Here is a 16,084-nt window from a genome sequence, read left to right on the forward strand (position 1 = left end):
CAATAAACTTATATAAAGGCAGAAAATGCAAATTGCAAAAGTTTTATTTATTAAAGTAGGAAAGGTTACAGTTACTTTACTTGAAGATTCAAAAAGAAAAGAGTTAGTTTCTGGAATAAAAAAGTATCCCATTAATAAAGCTTTTTTAACTAAAACAGGTTTTATTAGTGATGAACAAGCTGATTTAAAACATCATGGTGGAGAAAATAAAGCTTTATTTATGTTTTCTAAAAAAACATATGAAAAAATAAATCAAGAGTGTAATACAAAGTTTAAGATTGATGAAGTCTCATATTTTGGAGAAAATATTATATTTTCACATATTAGTGAAGAAGATATTTGTATAGGAGATATTTACTCTTTAGGAGAGGCTACTATTCAAATCACTCAACCAAGGCAACCTTGTTGGAAATTAAGTGCAAATACTCAACAAAAACAAATGACAAAGTTTATTTTTAATAGTGGATTAACAGGTTGGTATGCAAAAGTTTTAAAAGAGGGCGAAATAAAAAAAGATGATAGTTTAATTTTAATAGAAAGAAAAGAACCAAAACTTAATATTTTGATTTTAAATAAACTAATATTAAATCCAAATTTAGATGAAAATTTAACCTTAAAAGCAATAAATAGTCAATTTTTAGGAAAACCTTTTTTAGAATCTTTAAAAAAAAGATATTTACTAAAAGAAGAAGATAAACAATTTGAAATATATCATAATTAGTGGGAAAAAATGAGAAGAAAAGAGTTTAATATAGAAGATAAACAGATAATTTTAAAAATATTAAGTAGTTGTGAATATGGAGTTTTAAGTTTAATTAGTGAAAATAAACCATATAGTGTAGCTTTAAACTTTGTATATTTTCAAGATAAATTATATTTTCATGGAGCAAAAGAAGGAAGAAAAGTTGAAGCTATAAGAGATAATAATAAAGCTTCATTTTTAGTCGTAAAACCCTATAGTTTAATTCCTTCTTATTTTAGTAATACAATAGCTGCTTGCCCTGCAACTCAGTTTTTTTCTTCAGTTTTTTTTGAAGGAGAAATAAAACAAATAGAAAATAAAAATAAAAAAGCAGAAGTTTTAAATGCATTAATGGAAAAATTGCAAAGTGAAGGTGGTTATGAGCCAATTGCATATGAAAAAGCTATGTATAAAAAAATGATAGAAAAAACTGCTGTTTTTGAATTTACAGTGTTAAATCTTAGTTGTAAAGTTAAAGTAGGGCAAAATCTAAATAATATGCAAAAAAATAATATGTTAGAAAAGTTATCAAATAGAAATACACAAATAGATAAGCAAACTATTAAAGTTATTAAAGAGTTTAATAAAGATTAACACAAGTGTGTTAATCTTATTATTTTACTTTAATTCCATTTTTATATAGAAGTTCAACCCAAGATACTTTTTTACCTTTAATATTATATAAAGTTGGAGTACCTCTTACATTTAATTCTTCTGCAATTACCATTTGTTCTTCTAAACTTTGCTCTAAATTAGCTAAAGTTTTCTCATCAATTTTTCTTTGAATAAATTCTTTAGAAGTTGCAGTTACATTTAACATTGCATTAATTTTTTCTTCATTAGTTTTTTTACTCATATAGTATAAAGATAAATCTTTTGCATTTTCATGGAAAGATAAAGGGTAAAAAAATACTCTTATTTTTACATTTTTTTCTATTTGAGGAAAATATGACTCAAATTGTTTGCAGTATGGGCATTCAGGATCTGTAAATAGAATATATTCATCTTTCCCACTTCCATAAATTAAAGCTTCCTTTCCTACAACTTTTGATAAATCAGCTGGAATAGTAAAAGGTTCTCCTGTATTAGCATTCATTGCATTTCCTGCTAATAGAACTTTTTTATCTTTTGTTAAAAAAAGTTCTTGTGGTGTACCTTGTATAACAGTTGCAAGAATATAGATACTTCCATAATCAAAAGCTTTTTTAACTTGAATATTAGCTTTTTGAATAAGTTCAAGTTTACTAATAGTAGATAATTCTTCTTTTGATACTTCTTTAGCTTCTTGGGCAAATAAAGAACCAATAAAAAGAAAAACTAAAAAACTCTTTTTTATTATATTTAACATATAATTTCCTCTTATATAATTTTATTAAAGCTATCATACACAAAATTTGTTTAGAGAGTGTAAAATGTTAAAAAAAAATATAAATTATTGCTATTAAATAAGATTTCAATAATTAAAATAATAGATTATAAAGAAGAGTTAAGATATTTAGAGGTTAAAAGTTAGTATCCATACTCTTCTTTTAATTTTTCAATTTTATTTCTAATAAGATTTTCTTTCCATCCATGTCTTTGTGCAAATTCAGTTATTTCTTTTTCTCTTTGTTCTTTATCACAAAATACAAAGATTCTTTTAATAAAAGGTTTTGGTATCTGTATTGCTACCATTTGGAAATAGTTGTCTTTACATTCTCTAGAGCAAAATACTTTACTTATAGATATTTTTTTCTGACAATATGGACAATGATTCGACATAAACTTACCCTCTTTTTCTGTTTTGGATTGTGGGAGTATAACAAATAAAGTTTAAATGCAACTAAGTCGCCATCAAAACAGCTATATTTTGAGCTATCTAAGCTTTATAAAGTTTTGCTATTTTATCAAAAAAATAAGGAAATTTTATATATGAAAGAAAAATCTTCTATATTTTGTTTTATTTTTTTAATTTTTAATACTTTGATATAAATCAAACAAGATTTTTTCTCTTTTTTATAAAATAAAATAAAAAAGGAAAAACTTGTTAAAAACTTATTTTTCAAGAATGAAATCAAAAGCTTCTTGTGAACCAAGGAAGCCTTTAAATAAAATATTATGGTCTTTTTTAGGTTCTTTTTTAGGAATTTACCTAATTGCAATTTTTGGAAGATGGTTTTCTATTGAAGATAGCTTTTTTTTACTTGGCTCTTTTGGCGCCTCTGCTGTTTTAATTTATGGTGCACCTCAAGCAGCTTTTTCACAACCAAGGAATTTAGTAGGGGGACATATTCTTTCTGCTTTAGTTTCAGTTTGTATTGTTAAGTTATTTAGTTCTATTTTTCCCATTGAAGTTTTATGTGCATTAAGTGTTTCTTTAGCAATAATGCTAATGCATTATAGCTGTACAATGCACCCACCAGGGGGTGCAACTGCATTAATTTATGTAATAGGAAGTAATAAAGTTCAAGCTTTAGGTTGGTTATATCCTTTTACTCCTATTGCAATAGGAGCTTTACTTATGCTATTAGTAGCACTTTTTGTAAATAACCTATCACAAAATGACAAAAGGCATTATCCTACTTATTGGTTTTAAAGTATCCTTGAAATTACATAAGTAGTTAAAAAAGAGATAATAATTCCATATCCCACTATGGCTGTACTTAATCTTGGTGCAAGTCCTGCCATTGAAGCAATTGCACCTGCTGTTATCATAGGTGCCATTGCTGCTTCTAAAATTGAAACTTTAACTGCTAAGCCATCCCAATTAAAAATTAAAGCTACTAAATAAGCAAGTATTGGAGCAACAATTAATTTTATAAGTAATGCAATACTTAATGGAGCAATATCTGATTTTGGCATTTTTAATTTTAATTGAAGCCCCACAGCAACTAAAGCAACAGGTATTAATGTATTTGCAAAATTTGTAAGAATATAAGTTAAAGTAGGGGGAAATTCCACTCCTATAAAACATAAAGCTACAATAAGTGATAAAAAAGGTGGAAAGGTTATAACCTTTTGAACTATAACTTTTGAACTTATCTTATTTTTACTTGAATAATATGCAGTTACAAAAGTACCATATACTGCTAAAGCTATAAAAGTTCCCAATTGATCATATATAAGAACATAAGCAATAGCTTCTTCTCCTAAATAAGCATTAACTATAGGAATACCCATAATTGAACTATTTGTTAAAATAGCAACAAGCATAAGTGAACCTGTAATCTCTTTTGACCAATTATAAAACCTTGAAATAACAATAACTAAAAAAGCACTAATTAACATTACCAACCAAGCAATAACTGTTGGTATTAAAATATCAAATGAAAAAGTTAATTTTGGAACTTGAATAAGAATAATTGCAGGAAGTGAAATATAAATAATAAATTGATTTAAAATAGTAGGAGTCTGTTCATCAAAAATTTTTAGTTTTTGAAGAATATATCCTACAATTATCGCAAAAGCAATTAATATAAAATTATCCATATTAAATTAAAACCCATTTTTTAAACAAGCTTCTGCTTCACATGGACTTTGATCTGTAACTTTACCATGCTCTTTTACATATTTAATTCCCCAATAATACATCTCTTTTAATACAGGCTTTAATTTTTTACCCATAGGAGTTAAAGAGTAGACTACTTTTGGAGGAACTTCTGGAAATACTTCCCTATTTATTATATTTTTTTCTTCCAATTCTTTTAATTTAATAGTTAGGGTTTTTTGAGTAATTTCTGCTATATTTTCATGTAAATCTTTAAATCTTTTTTCATTTTCCAATAAATGCCAAATAATTGCAAGTTTCCATCTATCATTAAAAATATCTAATGTAACTGCCACTGAGCATTTATATTCTTTATCATTTATATAATACATATTCTTATCCTTTTGTTATAAACATATTATAACATATCTATTTTTAATTTCCATTACTTACCTAAAGTAAAGTAAGGGAAAATTAAGTTTATAGGGTATATAATTTTCAAAATTAAAAGGATTTATAGTGAATAAAGAAGAGAATAAAACAAAATATTTTATTGGTATGTTACTTGCCATGATATTTTGGGGTATTGCTTGGACTTCTGGAAAAGTTACAATTTCTCATTCAAATGCGCAAGTTGCAGCTTTTTGGAGATATGCCATCTCTTTTATTACTATACTTCCTGTTGTTTGGTATATGAAAATCTCATTTAAAACAGATAAATTAGGTTTAGTTTATATGATTTTTGCAGGACTTTTAAGTGCTATTTTTAATTATTTGTTTTTTGTGGGACTCTCTTATGGTCAAGCGGGGTATGGCGGTACTATGGTAACTTCAATAGTACCAATTTTAACTTATTTATTCTCAATTTTATTATTGGGAACAAAGGTTTCAACAAGGCAAGTTGTTGCTTTAAGTATTGGTGTGTTTGGTGCTTTAATTCTTTTACGAGTACCTATGGAAGGATTGGCTTTTTTAAATATAAATAGTTCATATTTTTTAATTTGTGCTTTTGTTTGGGCAATTGTAACAGTTTTAGCACAAAAAGCCTCTACTAGGGCTAATCCTATGCTATATACTTTAGTAGTTTTTGCAATAACTGCCTTTACAAATATGATATTTGCACTACCTTATCATCCTTTTGATATTAGAAGTTTTGATAATGTGTTTTGGTGGAATATAGTATTTATTGGTCTATTCTCTGGAACTTTTAGCATGACTTTATTTTTTATTTCTGCTAGTAAAATTGGAGCACATCAAGCAGGTATTTTTATGTTTATTGTTCCTGTTGGCGCTATAGTTTCAAGTTGGATAGTTTATGATGAAAAAGTTGTATTATCTACAATAATAGGATGTTTTTTATCACTTGTTTCAGTTCTTTTATTTAACACTAAAAGAAAATTAAGAAAAATTAGAATTTCAAATTAGGAGATTTTTATGAAAAAAGTATTAATTATTAATGGTCATCAAAAGTATGAAGGAATAGCAGAAGGGAATCTAACTAAGATTTTTATAGATGAAGCTTCAAAGTTTTTTGAAAATCATAATTTTGAAGTAAAACATAGTATGGTTGAAAGTAATTATGATATAAAAGAAGAAGTAGATAAATTTGCTTGGGCAGATTATATCTTATTTCAATATCCTGTGTATTGGATGGGAGTACCTTGGCTTACTAAAAAATATATTGATGAGATTTTTTCTGCAGGAAATAAAACAGTTACATATCTAAATGATGGAAGAAGTAGAGATGATGCTTCTAAAAAATATGGAAGTGGTGGTCTAATGAAAAGTAAATATATGCTTTCATTAACTTATAATTGTCCTGAAAGTGAATTTTCAAATAAACAGGGATTCTTTGATGGTTTATCTTTAGATGAAGCAAATATTGCAACTCATAAAACTTTTCAATTTTGTGGAGCAAAGCCTTTGAAAACTTATGCTATACATGATATTTTTAAAAGTGATTTAGATTTAAATTTAGAATTAACAAAATTTAATAAAGTATTAGAAGAAAATTTTTTAAATTAAGCTGTTTCATAATTTGAAACAAAAAAGATTTAGTTTCTCTACTCTATAGAAAAGTAATCAAATCTTTTATAATATTTTATAAAATTAATATAAAGGTTAAAAATGAAAAATGTAGTTATTGTTGCAAATATTAAGATAAAACCAGAGTTTAAAGAAGAAGTTTATAATGAATTAATTAAACTTTATAAAAATACACATAAAAATGATAAAGGGTGTATTTATTATGAATTACATAAGAATTTAATAGATGAAAATAGTTATACTTTTATAGAGACTTGGGAAAATCAAGATTTTTTAACAGAACATGAAAATAAATCACATTTTAAAGAGTTTTTAGTAAATATTGAAAATAAACTTGAAAGTGTTGAGATTAATAAATTGGAAAAATTATCAATATAAAAAGGATAAATATGAAAAAAGAAGAGTTTTTAAAGGCAATGGATTTTAGACATGCTTGTAAAGTATTTGATGACACAAAAAAAATACCAGCTGAGGAATTAAATTTTATTTTAGAAGTAGGTAGAAAATCTCCTTCATCTTTTGGAATGGAACCTTGGAAGTTTGTAGTAATTCAAAATCAAGAAATGAAAGAAAAAATTAGACCAGTATGTTGGAATCAACCACAAATTACAACTTGTAGTGATTTAGTTATTATTTTAGCTAGAATAGAAGATGTAAAGGTTGAAAGTGGAACTCCTTTAAAAAGATTTGCAAGAAGACCTATGCCTCAAGAAAAAAAAGATTTTTATATTCAACTATATGCAAATCATCTAAAAGATACTTTTAGTTCTGATGAAAATATTTATTCTTGGACAGCAAGACAGTGTTATATTGCTATTGGAAATATGATGACTGCAGCTGCTTCTATTGGTATTGATTCTTGTCCTATTGAAGGGTTTGAAAAAGAAAACTTAGAAGAGATTTTACAACTAGATACTACAAAATATCAAGTAGCTATGGTTTTACCTTTAGGATATAGAATAAATGAACAATCAGAGCAATTAAGACTCTCTTTTGATGAAGTAGTAGAGTTTATAAAATAAAAGAGAAATCTCTTTTATTTTATAGCTTTGAAAAGTCTATATCAAATTCATCTATTTGTTCTTCACTTAAAAACTCATTTGCAAATTTTAAATATAGTTTTTTTTCTACAAAAAATTGCATTAATTCTTTATCTAAAGATTTATCTTTAACCATATCAGCTAATATAGCCATAGATTTGCTAAGAGTATTTCCTTTTTTATATGGTCTATCATTTGAAGTTAAAGCTTCAAAAACATCAGCAATTGCTAACATTTTATCTTCTAAACTCATAGGTAAATCCATAATCTCTTTTGCACCATATCCTCCTCCACCAACTTTTTTATGATGACTTCCAGCAATTAAAGGTACTTTTTTTAGCTTTTTAGGAAAGGGTAGAGTATTTAACATATCATAAGTGACTACTACATGATTATTTATTATCTCTCTTTCTTCTTGTGTTAAAGTTCCTCTTTGAATATTTAGATTATAAACTTCATCATCACTTAGTAGATTTATTTTTTGATTATTAATAGTTATTTGTCTTTTTGAAATTTGTACAACTCTTTGTTTCATCTCTTCAGTCATATAAACACCATAATTTATTTTACAAATAAAGTTTAAATCTTCTTGAAGTTTTAAAATCTCTTTTTTTATTTTTTCTTCAAATATAATTATTTGTGAGTTATTTGCAAGTTTTTGTTTTAAAAGCTCTATTTCTAAGTCCCTTTTGGCCACTTCAATTTTTGTTTTAATTACTTCAACTCTATCATAAATTGTCTCTAATTTTGTACTTTTATCTATAATATGTTCTGGAGTTGTTATTTTGCCAATATCATGAAGCCAAGCAGCTGTTTCTATCTCTTTTAATTGATTTATCGTATAATTTATATCTTTATAAGTAGTTGTATCTTTATTTATCTCTTCTGCAAATAATGAAGCAATATAAGCTACTTTTTTAATATGTCCACCCGTATGATAAGACTTTTCTCCCATTGCATTTGCAATTGATTTAATAAAAGAGTTTAATAAATCTTCTAAACTTTTAATAAGTCTAGTATTTTCAATAGAAACGGCAGCTTGTGATGACATAGATTTTATTAATTTTTCATCCTCTTTTGTAAAAGAGATTACTCTTCCTTTACTATCATGTTTATTTAAAAGTTGCAATACTCCAATAACCTCATTTTCATAGTTTGTTAAAGGTACAACTAGCATGGATTTTGTTCTATATCCTGTTTTTTCATCAAACTTTTTAGTTCCAGAAAAGTCAAATCCTTTTGCATAATAAACATCTTCAATATTAATTAATTTATTTTCAAGTGCACATAATACTGCAACCATCTGTCTATTTGCACTATTATCTTTTTTGTATAAGGGGAGGGTTGGCCAAGTTATCTTCTCTTGAGTTCCACCCATTTTTATATTTAAAGAATCAGTTTGTACAACAGTAAAAAATAACTCTTTTTCATTTACTAAATATAAAGTTCCTCCATCAGCTTTTGAAAGATTTTTTGCAGCTAATAAAATCTTTTCCATAAGAATATTTAAATCTTTTTCATTAGTTAAAAGATTTCCAATTTCAATAAGTTGAGAAAGATGTCCTTTTATCTCATTTTCATGTATTAAACTTGCTTGTATTGTAGATTTTTTCAAATCTATAATATCTCCATCAGCTAAAATATTACCACCATTTAAAATATTTAATTTTAAAATTTCATCTTTTATTTCTTTTGTGTATGATGGTTTTAAGTGATTGATGAAAATAGTAATATCATCTCTTTTAAGTTTTTTTAGCTCCTCTTTTAAATCATTTGGAGTTAAGTGTTTACTATCCTTTGCTAATGTAGCAAGTCTTGAGGGAAAGGAAACATCAATTATTAAAGTTTTAATATTTTTATTATTATTTAATTCATCCCAAATTGTATTGCATTTATAAGTATCAGAAGTAAAAAGTAAAGAGTTATTGTTTTTTGTAACAACATATCCACAACTTGAAGTAGTATGATTTGTTTTAATTGCTTTTATTTTACAATCTTCAAACTCTATTTCATCATTTGATTTTAGCTCTACAAATTTAATAGCACTATTATTTTGTCCAATTAATTCTATCTCACAAAAATCAGGCCAAATGTTCCAATTAAAAATATATTTATTTAAATGTTCAATAGTCTCTTTTAAAGCATAAACAGTTATGGGTTTTTCTCTTTTTTCAAAATAAGCATCAATTAAAAAGGGAATATCTACAATATGATCTAAATGAGAATGTGTCAAAAAAATATGGTCAATTTGTGAAGCTTTTTCTCCAATACCTTTTAAAATATTACCTGCATCTATTACAATATTTGGTGTAACTTGAATACAAGTATTATTCATATCTACACCCTTTCCTCCAAATGCACCTAAGATTTTAATCTTATTTTGTAACATAACTTCCCTTGCTTATTTAATTATAAAATTATATCTAAAATTAAATGATACTTTATTTTTTTTATAAAATTAAATTTAGTAAAAATATAGAAAAAACAATATTTTAAATATCCCAATAATATAGTTTTATAGAGAGATAAAATATATACAAAGTGTATGAAAATTAGTTTTTTTATACAATCTGTTATTAAGAAAAGTAGATTAAATGTATTTAAGAAAAATAGTCTAAATTCTATTTTTCTTAAAAAATTGTTTTTAAAGGTTATAAATATATAGCATAAAAGGTATATAAAATAGTGAGATTAAAGTTGAAATAAATACTGCAATAGATATTTTTTCTGGTTTAACATTTAAAATAGTTGCAACTGTTACGGTATTTCCTGCAAGAGGAACAATTGAAAAAATAAACATAATTATATACAATTCTTTATCTAAAAAATTTAGAAAAAATTTATCAAAAAGTATAAAAGCATAGATTAAAAATGGCCATATTATAAATTTTACAAATAAAGCTAAAAAGATAAATTTTTTATCAAAACCGCCACTACTTTTTAGTTTTTCCATACCCATTCCAAGTAGCATCATACCTAAAATTGCATAGGCTCCTTTTAAGTATATGGTATAATCTTTAAAAATTTCTGGCATTTTTATATCAAATAAATTTAAAGTAATTCCTAAAATAAAAGCATATAAAATTGGAAGTTTTAGAAGTTTTATTAAGCTTTCTTTTGCTGTAAAGTTTCCTTTTGCTGTAATATAATATCCAATTGAATTTTGATATAAAAGTGAAGCTAATACAGTAAAGATGAAAATATCTACAAGCTTTGGTTCTAAAAACATAATAGCAATTGGTATTCCAATATTTCCAGTATTTCCTGTTGCTACACTAAAAGCTAAAAGATTTGCAGTATTATCTTTATATATTTTTTTAAATAAAGCCAAACAAACAAAGGCTATTAGTGTACTTAATAAAAAGAAAAATATTGGCAAAAATAAAACTGAAGTTTGAAGTTTTATATTTATAGTTGCATTAAATACTACAAGTGGTCCTAAAATAAATAATAATATCTTTGCAACTGTATCTTTATTACATTGCAAAAATAGTGTACTAATAAAGCCTAAAATAATACTAAAATAAAAAGGTATTATTTTAGCAAGTAGAGTAAAAAATATACTCATTTTATCCCTTTTTTTTAATTAAGAAATAATTTTAGCAAAATAATTAGTTATTTAAATAAAAGTTTTACAATAGCCAAAATAAATAAAGTAATTGAAATTTCTTGATAATCTTTATTTATTAAAAGTATAAAAATTGAAGATAAAATCATAATTAAAGATGAAAAATAACTACTTAAATACTCTTTAATTTCTTTTTTTAGATATTCAAGTTGCATTTTATTTACTTCAACTTTTAATTCTCCTTCACTAGCTTGTTTTAAAGTAGATTTAAAATCTTTAATTGTAAAAGGAATATCTTTTAATTCTTCAATTATTGTTTCAATTATAGATTCTTTTGCACCTAATGCTTTGGGAAGATTTTTTTGTAAAATTGGTAAAATATCTTTGATGCCATTAAAATTTTCTATATAAGTAGTACCTAAACCTTCTATAATCGCACTTACTCTTAAAATATAAATAGCATCACTTGGCAATTTAAATGGTAAGTTTCTTGTGCTTTCAAGGACTTCAAAAGCAAGTTTTTGCATTGATTCACTATTCAAATTGTTATTTGAAAAAATTTCAAACATTTTACTTGTAAATTCAGCAAGCTGTATAGTAGGTGCTTCATAAGCAATAGTTCCTAATCTTTTACTTGCACTTATATATAATTCGTAATCTTGTTCATTTGCTGCTTTTATAAGTTCAATTATTGCTATTCTCGTATTATTTGGCACACTTTTTACCATACCAAAATCCAATAATATAATTTGTGCATCAGTAGTTACAAGTAAATTTCCAGGATGTGGATCAGCATGAAAATAACCTTTAACTAGCATTTGAGTAGTATAAAAATCTACTAAAGTTGAGATAATTTTATTAAAATCAATTTTATTTTTTAGTATAGATTCTTTATCATCAAATCTAAATCCCTCTTCAAAACTCATAACTAAAGCATCATCACTACAATATTTAATATACGGCTTTGGGAATTTTATTTGTAAATCTTTATAAGTATTTGAGAATTTTATTAAATTTTGTAGTTCAACATTTAAACTAACTTCTTGAATAATCATAGATGAAAATTCTGAAATAACTGCTTCAATTGAATTTTTTGTATAATATGAAAAAAGAGGTTTAAATAAAAAATTAAATAAATTAATAATTCTAATATCTGCAAGAACTCTTTTTTTTATTCCTTCTCTTCTAAGTTTAACTGCAACTTTTTCTTTTGAATTTAAATATGCAATATGAACTTGACCGATTGAAGCAGAAGCTATAGGCACTTTATCAAAAGAGTGAAAATCATGGGATTTAAAAGCTCTTTTAAATACTTTATCAAAGTCTTCTTGTGACATACCAGGTAATTTGTCATGTAATTGTTTTAATTCAATTAAATATTCTTCATTGAAAAAATCAGCTCTTGTTGCTAAAACTTGAGCTAACTTAATAAAACTTGCACCTAAATCAATTATAGTATTTTTTAAAGCTTTAGGAGAAAGAGGTTTTAGTCCTAAAAAGTTTTTTTTCTTTTTAATAACTAGGTAGATAGTTAATAAAAATCTAAAAACTTTATAAATTCTTTTTACAGAATAAAGATTTAAAGTATTAAAAAGTTTTATTTTAATTCCTTTTTAAATTTTTCTAAATCTTCTTTAGTGGCAAGACCTAATTCTTTTATTATTTCTTTTAAAGAGTTTTTTAAATCTTCTTTAAATTTTTCATCTTGTGCTTTCCCTTTTTTTTCTAAAGAATCTATAAAGGTTTTTATATCTGAAGAATTAAGTTTTCCTTTTTCTTCAAGTATTTTTAATTCCTCTTCTATTTTATCTTTTATTAGAGAAGTTGCCCCTAAACTAGTATAAATAAGCTCTTTTAACATTTTTTAGCCTTTTTATTTAAATCTTATCAAAAAAGAATAGATGTTAATAGTAGTAATTTGTTAATTTATCACCAAGGACCTTGGAATCTTGTAGGTTTATGATAAAGTTTCAATTTATGCTTAGTAGCTTTATTTTGTACTCTTTTTCTCCATCTATTATAAGCTTTTTTACTTATTAGTTCTCTCATTTTATTTTTTACTTGATTTTCTGTTAAACCATATTGTAAATAAATTGCATCAAAAGTTGTTCTATCTTGCCAAGCCATTTGTATTAAGCGGTTTAAATCATACTCTTTCATATTTGGGTCAAGTTCTTTTTTCTTATTTGATTTTTTCATTTTTTTTAAATACATTTTTACTTCTTATATGGGTTAAATTATTTATTAGGTATTGAATTTTTAAGTGTTTTAATAAATCATAGGCAAAAAGTTTTTTGCCTAAGGTAATAAAAACAGTACATTAAAATGAACCGTAAACCAAGTTAAACTAATAAAAAAAATAGTAATGATATTTTCCATTTTTACTCTCTCCTATAATACATAAGACAAGGCTATTTTTTTAAATAAAATATTGAAGAAATAGCACTTATTGTTATTCCAGAAGCAAGTATAAAAAACACATTAAGTAATAAATTTTCCATAATTCACTCCTTGTTTGATATAATATTATTTTATTAAATTTTGATGTCAATTTGTATATATATTTTGTTAATTAAAATAAAAAGGTGTCATAATATGGAAAAAGTTAATAATAAATTATTTTACAATACAAATTTTGAAAATAAAAATTATGTAGAAAATAATATGAATATGTCCTTTAAACAAGAAGTCTTAAAAACTTATAATAAAGATGAAGAATATTTTGAAATAAGTTTTAAAAATATTAACAATATGGCATTTAGTGAAATATCGACACTATTTAAAAATAATGAAGAGAGTCAAAAAATATATAATTTAAAACTTGCAACAATGTTTAGTAATAATATTAATCTTTCAAAAGCACTATATGATACAGTATTAGAAAAACCTTTTAATAGCGGGTATGAATATATGTTTAGAAAGTATGAAGATAAATCAATATTTTTAAATAGCAATAAAAATTCTTTATCAAAACTATTTGAAGAGTCTGTTTTATATAATAGTTCTTCTTTAAATACAGCCCAAAAAATTCCTCAGCAAAAATTAGATGAAATTCTAAGTGTTGTTAATTCTTTTAATTTTATAACAGCTTTAAGTGGCTCTTATAAGGATTTATATAATAAAAATAAAGATAATAAGTATGCGATTTTTTATAAAAACTACAATTTAGAGTATTTAGAACTAATGCAAAAGTTTCAAAGGTATGAACAAGAAACTAAAATCTTATTAAATCAATTTTGAAACTCTGTCATATAAGTTCTATATAAAAGAGGAACAAGGTTTTTTTGGCATTTTTCATTTTTCCTTGATTCAATACTTACTGCACTAAAAAAGCTATTCCAAAGTTTTTTAAATCTTTCTTCTTCTTTTGATAAAATTGGCTCTTCAAAAGAAACAATATTTTCCATAAAGTTTTTCTTTTCTTTTCTTATAAAGGCTATTTTTCTATTTATATCATGGATAATAAAATTTTGATTATTTAGCCTTTTACTAAAATGCTTACCTAAAAAATAAACTAAATTAAATTTATTTTCTAGTTTTGCATATAAAGTTTTATCTTCTAACTCTTCAAACCTTAAAAATCCTGTCATTTTATGATTTACTCGAAATAACTCTTTTTCTAGATTTTGAATATAAAAAACAAAGCTATTATTTATATTTGATAACTCTTTTATATCTTTAAAACCTAAGATTATAAAATATAAAAGATTTAATTCAAACTCTATTGTATCACACATAAAAATATTTAAAATTGTTTGAAAACTATTTTTTGGAAACCTAGTTTTTAAGGCATTTAATACTTTTAAAGCTTTTTCTTCATTTGTTATTATTTGTTTATACTCTTCTAAAAGAAGTTGTGAAGGTAACTGTTTTAAAATAGTATTTACATTGATTTTTTCATAATATACATCATAAACTAAAGTTAAAAAACCTTCAAAGCTTTTATCATAAACAAGTATCATATCTCTCCTATTATTGTACTATAATCCATATCAAATAAAGAAGGCTGTATTATTTTCTTTTTGGGTGGTTGAATAATTGCTTGTTTAATATTATCTTTATAAAAAGCAATTTTGCTATGATATTTCCCTTTACAAGTTATAAAATATTGAGCTTTTTTAAGAGAAATTTTTAGTTTTTTTAAATCTTCAAAGTCTAAACTTTTAAATTTTCTTGCCTTTAATATTTTAAAAACACCCCGTACTCCAATACCTGGAATTCTTAAAAGTTCTTCTTTACTCACTTTATTTATCTCCATTGGAAAGTATTGTAAATTCTGTAAAGCCCAAAAAGTTTTTGGATCAACTTCTTCATCAAGGTTAGGAAACTCATCATTTACAATTTCATCATATTTAAAATCATAAAATCTAAGTAGCCAATCAGCTTGATATAATCTATGTTCTCTTAAAAGAGGTGGTTTATTTATAAGAGAGGGAAGATTTTTATCATCATTTACAGGAATATAAGCACTATAATAAACTCTTTTTAATAAAGCTTTGTCATATAAAACAGAACTTAGTTTTAAAATATCTTTATCACTTTCAGGAGTTGCCCCAACTATTAGCTGTGTACTCATACCTATTGGTTTAATATCTTTTTGCAAACTTATATCTCTTGCATACTTTAAAGGTTGTAAAACCTTTTCTTTACTTTTATTTGGTGCTAAAAGTTTTAGGGATTTATCACTTGGTAATTCTATATTTGAACTTACTCGATTAGCTAAATTAACCACTTGTTCTATTAATCTTTCATCAGCTCCAGGGATTAGTTTTACATGAATATATCCATTGAAAAAATATTCTTGTCTTAATATTTTTAAAGTTCTTAATATTAAAAGCATAGTATGGTCTTCATTTTCTATAATTCCAGAACTTAAAAAAAGACCTTCAATATAATTTCTTTTATAAAAATTTATAGTAATATCTGCAAGTTGCCTAGGGGAAAATGCAGCTCTTTTTATATCATTGCTTTTTCTATTAATACAATAAGCACAATCATATATACAAAAGTTTGTAAGTAAAACTTTTAAAAGTGAAACACATCTTCCATCAGCTGTAAAAGTATGACATATACCACTATTGTGTGTTGCTCCTAGTTGTCCAGTTTTATAGTTGTTCTCACTTCCACTAGAACTGCATGAAACATCATATTTTGCACTATCAGCAAGTATTTGCATCTTTTCATATATATCTTTTTTCATTTTAGTATTTTATAAAAATTTT

The 16,084-nt window shown here is 24.6% G+C and carries 19 protein-coding genes; 8 read left to right on the top strand and 11 right to left on the bottom strand.

The window, feature by feature from the left end; translation table 11 throughout:
* Positions 1-25 precede the first annotated feature (25 nt).
* Together AMYT_RS06640 and AMYT_RS06645 are read left to right on the top strand one after the other, a co-directional pair.
* Positions 26-721, top strand: coding sequence for an MOSC domain-containing protein (locus AMYT_RS06640; RefSeq protein WP_114841770.1), 696 nt, complete (start codon positions 26-28; stop codon positions 719-721).
* 9 nt (positions 722-730) lie between these two features.
* The gene (locus tag AMYT_RS06645; protein ID WP_114841771.1) at positions 731-1,336 is read left to right on the top strand and encodes a pyridoxamine 5'-phosphate oxidase family protein; all 606 of its coding nucleotides are present in this window, start codon (positions 731-733) and stop codon (positions 1,334-1,336) included.
* A gap of 19 nt (positions 1,337-1,355) precedes the next feature.
* Here AMYT_RS06645 and AMYT_RS06650 read toward each other — a convergent pair whose 3' ends face one another.
* The gene (locus AMYT_RS06650) at positions 1,356-2,090 is read right to left on the bottom strand and encodes a thioredoxin fold domain-containing protein (protein WP_114841772.1); all 735 of its coding nucleotides are present in this window, start codon (positions 2,088-2,090) and stop codon (positions 1,356-1,358) included.
* Positions 2,091-2,251: 161 nt separating this feature from the next.
* On the bottom strand, positions 2,252-2,416 hold the full coding sequence (locus tag AMYT_RS06655; protein WP_228197909.1) for a hypothetical protein: 165 nt from the start codon (positions 2,414-2,416) through the stop codon (positions 2,252-2,254).
* A 349-nt stretch (positions 2,417-2,765) separates the two neighbouring features.
* On the opposite strand from AMYT_RS06655, the gene AMYT_RS06660 reads away from it, so the two are divergent.
* Positions 2,766-3,317: an HPP family protein gene (locus tag AMYT_RS06660; RefSeq protein WP_228197910.1), complete on the top strand. Its 552-nt coding sequence runs from the start codon at positions 2,766-2,768 to the stop codon at positions 3,315-3,317.
* On the opposite strand, the gene AMYT_RS06665 is transcribed toward AMYT_RS06660, so the two are convergent.
* A complete protein-coding gene (locus AMYT_RS06665) occupies positions 3,314-4,210 on the bottom strand; it encodes an AEC family transporter (RefSeq protein ID WP_114841774.1) in 897 nt (298 codons plus the stop codon). The two genes, AMYT_RS06660 and AMYT_RS06665, sit on opposite strands and share 4 nt — an antisense overlap.
* A 6-nt stretch (positions 4,211-4,216) precedes the next feature.
* A complete protein-coding gene (locus tag AMYT_RS06670; protein ID WP_114841775.1) occupies positions 4,217-4,600 on the bottom strand; it encodes a winged helix-turn-helix transcriptional regulator in 384 nt (127 codons plus the stop codon).
* Positions 4,601-4,727: 127 nt separating this feature from the next.
* On the opposite strand from AMYT_RS06670, the gene AMYT_RS06675 reads away from it, so the two are divergent.
* The 4 genes from AMYT_RS06675 (at position 4,728) to AMYT_RS06690 (ending at position 7,276) form a co-directional block, all read left to right on the top strand.
* Positions 4,728-5,633 carry a DMT family transporter gene (locus tag AMYT_RS06675; protein WP_228197911.1) on the top strand — a complete coding sequence of 302 codons (906 nt, stop codon included), beginning with the start codon at positions 4,728-4,730 and terminating at the stop codon, positions 5,631-5,633.
* Between the two features lie 9 nt (positions 5,634-5,642).
* Positions 5,643-6,233: an NAD(P)H-dependent oxidoreductase gene (locus AMYT_RS06680; RefSeq protein WP_114841776.1), complete on the top strand. Its 591-nt coding sequence runs from the start codon at positions 5,643-5,645 to the stop codon at positions 6,231-6,233.
* Between the two features lie 102 nt (positions 6,234-6,335).
* Positions 6,336-6,632, top strand: a complete 297-nt coding sequence (locus tag AMYT_RS06685) for a putative quinol monooxygenase (RefSeq protein ID WP_114841777.1) — start codon at positions 6,336-6,338, stop codon at positions 6,630-6,632.
* An 11-nt stretch (positions 6,633-6,643) separates the two neighbouring features.
* On the top strand, positions 6,644-7,276 hold the full coding sequence (locus AMYT_RS06690) for an NAD(P)H-dependent oxidoreductase (RefSeq protein WP_114841778.1): 633 nt from the start codon (positions 6,644-6,646) through the stop codon (positions 7,274-7,276).
* Between the two features lie 19 nt (positions 7,277-7,295).
* On the opposite strand, the gene AMYT_RS06695 is transcribed toward AMYT_RS06690, so the two are convergent.
* The 5 genes from AMYT_RS06695 to AMYT_RS06715 all read right to left on the bottom strand — a co-directional run bounded on the left by AMYT_RS06695 (position 7,296) and on the right by AMYT_RS06715 (position 13,076).
* Entirely contained in the window at positions 7,296-9,683 is a 2,388-nt protein-coding gene (locus AMYT_RS06695; protein WP_114841779.1) for an HD domain-containing phosphohydrolase, read from the bottom strand.
* 255 nt (positions 9,684-9,938) lie between these two features.
* On the bottom strand, positions 9,939-10,862 hold the full coding sequence (locus AMYT_RS06700; protein ID WP_114841780.1) for an AEC family transporter: 924 nt from the start codon (positions 10,860-10,862) through the stop codon (positions 9,939-9,941).
* Between the two features lie 47 nt (positions 10,863-10,909).
* Entirely contained in the window at positions 10,910-12,463 is a 1,554-nt protein-coding gene (locus AMYT_RS06705; RefSeq protein WP_114841781.1) for an ABC1 kinase family protein, read from the bottom strand.
* Positions 12,460-12,723 carry a hypothetical protein gene (locus AMYT_RS06710; protein WP_114841782.1) on the bottom strand — a complete coding sequence of 88 codons (264 nt, stop codon included), beginning with the start codon at positions 12,721-12,723 and terminating at the stop codon, positions 12,460-12,462. Before AMYT_RS06710 ends, AMYT_RS06705 begins: the two co-directional genes overlap by 4 nt.
* A 68-nt stretch (positions 12,724-12,791) precedes the next feature.
* On the bottom strand, positions 12,792-13,076 hold the full coding sequence (locus AMYT_RS06715) for a TIGR03643 family protein (protein WP_114841783.1): 285 nt from the start codon (positions 13,074-13,076) through the stop codon (positions 12,792-12,794).
* 381 nt (positions 13,077-13,457) lie between these two features.
* On the opposite strand from AMYT_RS06715, the gene AMYT_RS06720 reads away from it, so the two are divergent.
* Positions 13,458-14,102 carry a hypothetical protein gene (locus AMYT_RS06720; RefSeq protein ID WP_114841784.1) on the top strand — a complete coding sequence of 215 codons (645 nt, stop codon included), beginning with the start codon at positions 13,458-13,460 and terminating at the stop codon, positions 14,100-14,102.
* Here AMYT_RS06720 and AMYT_RS06725 read toward each other — a convergent pair.
* Complete coding sequence (locus AMYT_RS06725) at positions 14,093-14,824, bottom strand: TIGR03915 family putative DNA repair protein (protein WP_114841785.1); 732 nt, start codon at positions 14,822-14,824, stop codon at positions 14,093-14,095. The two genes, AMYT_RS06720 and AMYT_RS06725, sit on opposite strands and share 10 nt — an antisense overlap.
* Positions 14,821-16,062 (bottom strand): putative DNA modification/repair radical SAM protein, encoded by a 1,242-nt coding sequence (locus AMYT_RS06730; RefSeq protein ID WP_114841786.1) that lies wholly within the window; start codon positions 16,060-16,062, stop codon positions 14,821-14,823. The genes AMYT_RS06725 and AMYT_RS06730 overlap by 4 nt, the downstream gene beginning before the upstream one ends.
* Positions 16,063-16,084: the final 22 nt, after the last annotated feature.

It is taken from the genome of Malaciobacter mytili LMG 24559 (genome assembly GCF_003346775.1).
Taxonomy (GTDB): domain Bacteria; phylum Campylobacterota; class Campylobacteria; order Campylobacterales; family Arcobacteraceae; genus Malaciobacter; species Malaciobacter mytili.

Bases quoted from the DNA above. Each gene is read 5' to 3' on its own strand.
- AMYT_RS06640 (WP_114841770.1), top strand. From the start codon at position 26: ATGCAAATTGCAAAAGTTTTATTTATTAAAGTAGGAAAGGTTACAGTT.
- AMYT_RS06645 (WP_114841771.1), top strand. From the start codon at position 731: ATGAGAAGAAAAGAGTTTAATATAGAAGATAAACAGATAATTTTAAAA.
- AMYT_RS06650 (WP_114841772.1), bottom strand. From the start codon at position 2,090: ATGTTAAATATAATAAAAAAGAGTTTTTTAGTTTTTCTTTTTATTGGT.
- AMYT_RS06655 (WP_228197909.1), bottom strand. From the start codon at position 2,416: ATGGTAGCAATACAGATACCAAAACCTTTTATTAAAAGAATCTTTGTA.
- AMYT_RS06665 (WP_114841774.1), bottom strand. From the start codon at position 4,210: ATGGATAATTTTATATTAATTGCTTTTGCGATAATTGTAGGATATATT.
- AMYT_RS06670 (WP_114841775.1), bottom strand. From the start codon at position 4,600: ATGTATTATATAAATGATAAAGAATATAAATGCTCAGTGGCAGTTACA.
- AMYT_RS06680 (WP_114841776.1), top strand. From the start codon at position 5,643: ATGAAAAAAGTATTAATTATTAATGGTCATCAAAAGTATGAAGGAATA.
- AMYT_RS06685 (WP_114841777.1), top strand. From the start codon at position 6,336: ATGAAAAATGTAGTTATTGTTGCAAATATTAAGATAAAACCAGAGTTT.
- AMYT_RS06690 (WP_114841778.1), top strand. From the start codon at position 6,644: ATGAAAAAAGAAGAGTTTTTAAAGGCAATGGATTTTAGACATGCTTGT.
- AMYT_RS06695 (WP_114841779.1), bottom strand. From the start codon at position 9,683: ATGTTACAAAATAAGATTAAAATCTTAGGTGCATTTGGAGGAAAGGGT.
- AMYT_RS06700 (WP_114841780.1), bottom strand. From the start codon at position 10,862: ATGAGTATATTTTTTACTCTACTTGCTAAAATAATACCTTTTTATTTT.
- AMYT_RS06710 (WP_114841782.1), bottom strand. From the start codon at position 12,723: ATGTTAAAAGAGCTTATTTATACTAGTTTAGGGGCAACTTCTCTAATA.
- AMYT_RS06715 (WP_114841783.1), bottom strand. From the start codon at position 13,076: ATGTATTTAAAAAAAATGAAAAAATCAAATAAGAAAAAAGAACTTGAC.
- AMYT_RS06720 (WP_114841784.1), top strand. From the start codon at position 13,458: ATGGAAAAAGTTAATAATAAATTATTTTACAATACAAATTTTGAAAAT.
- AMYT_RS06725 (WP_114841785.1), bottom strand. From the start codon at position 14,824: ATGATACTTGTTTATGATAAAAGCTTTGAAGGTTTTTTAACTTTAGTT.
- AMYT_RS06730 (WP_114841786.1), bottom strand. From the start codon at position 16,062: ATGAAAAAAGATATATATGAAAAGATGCAAATACTTGCTGATAGTGCA.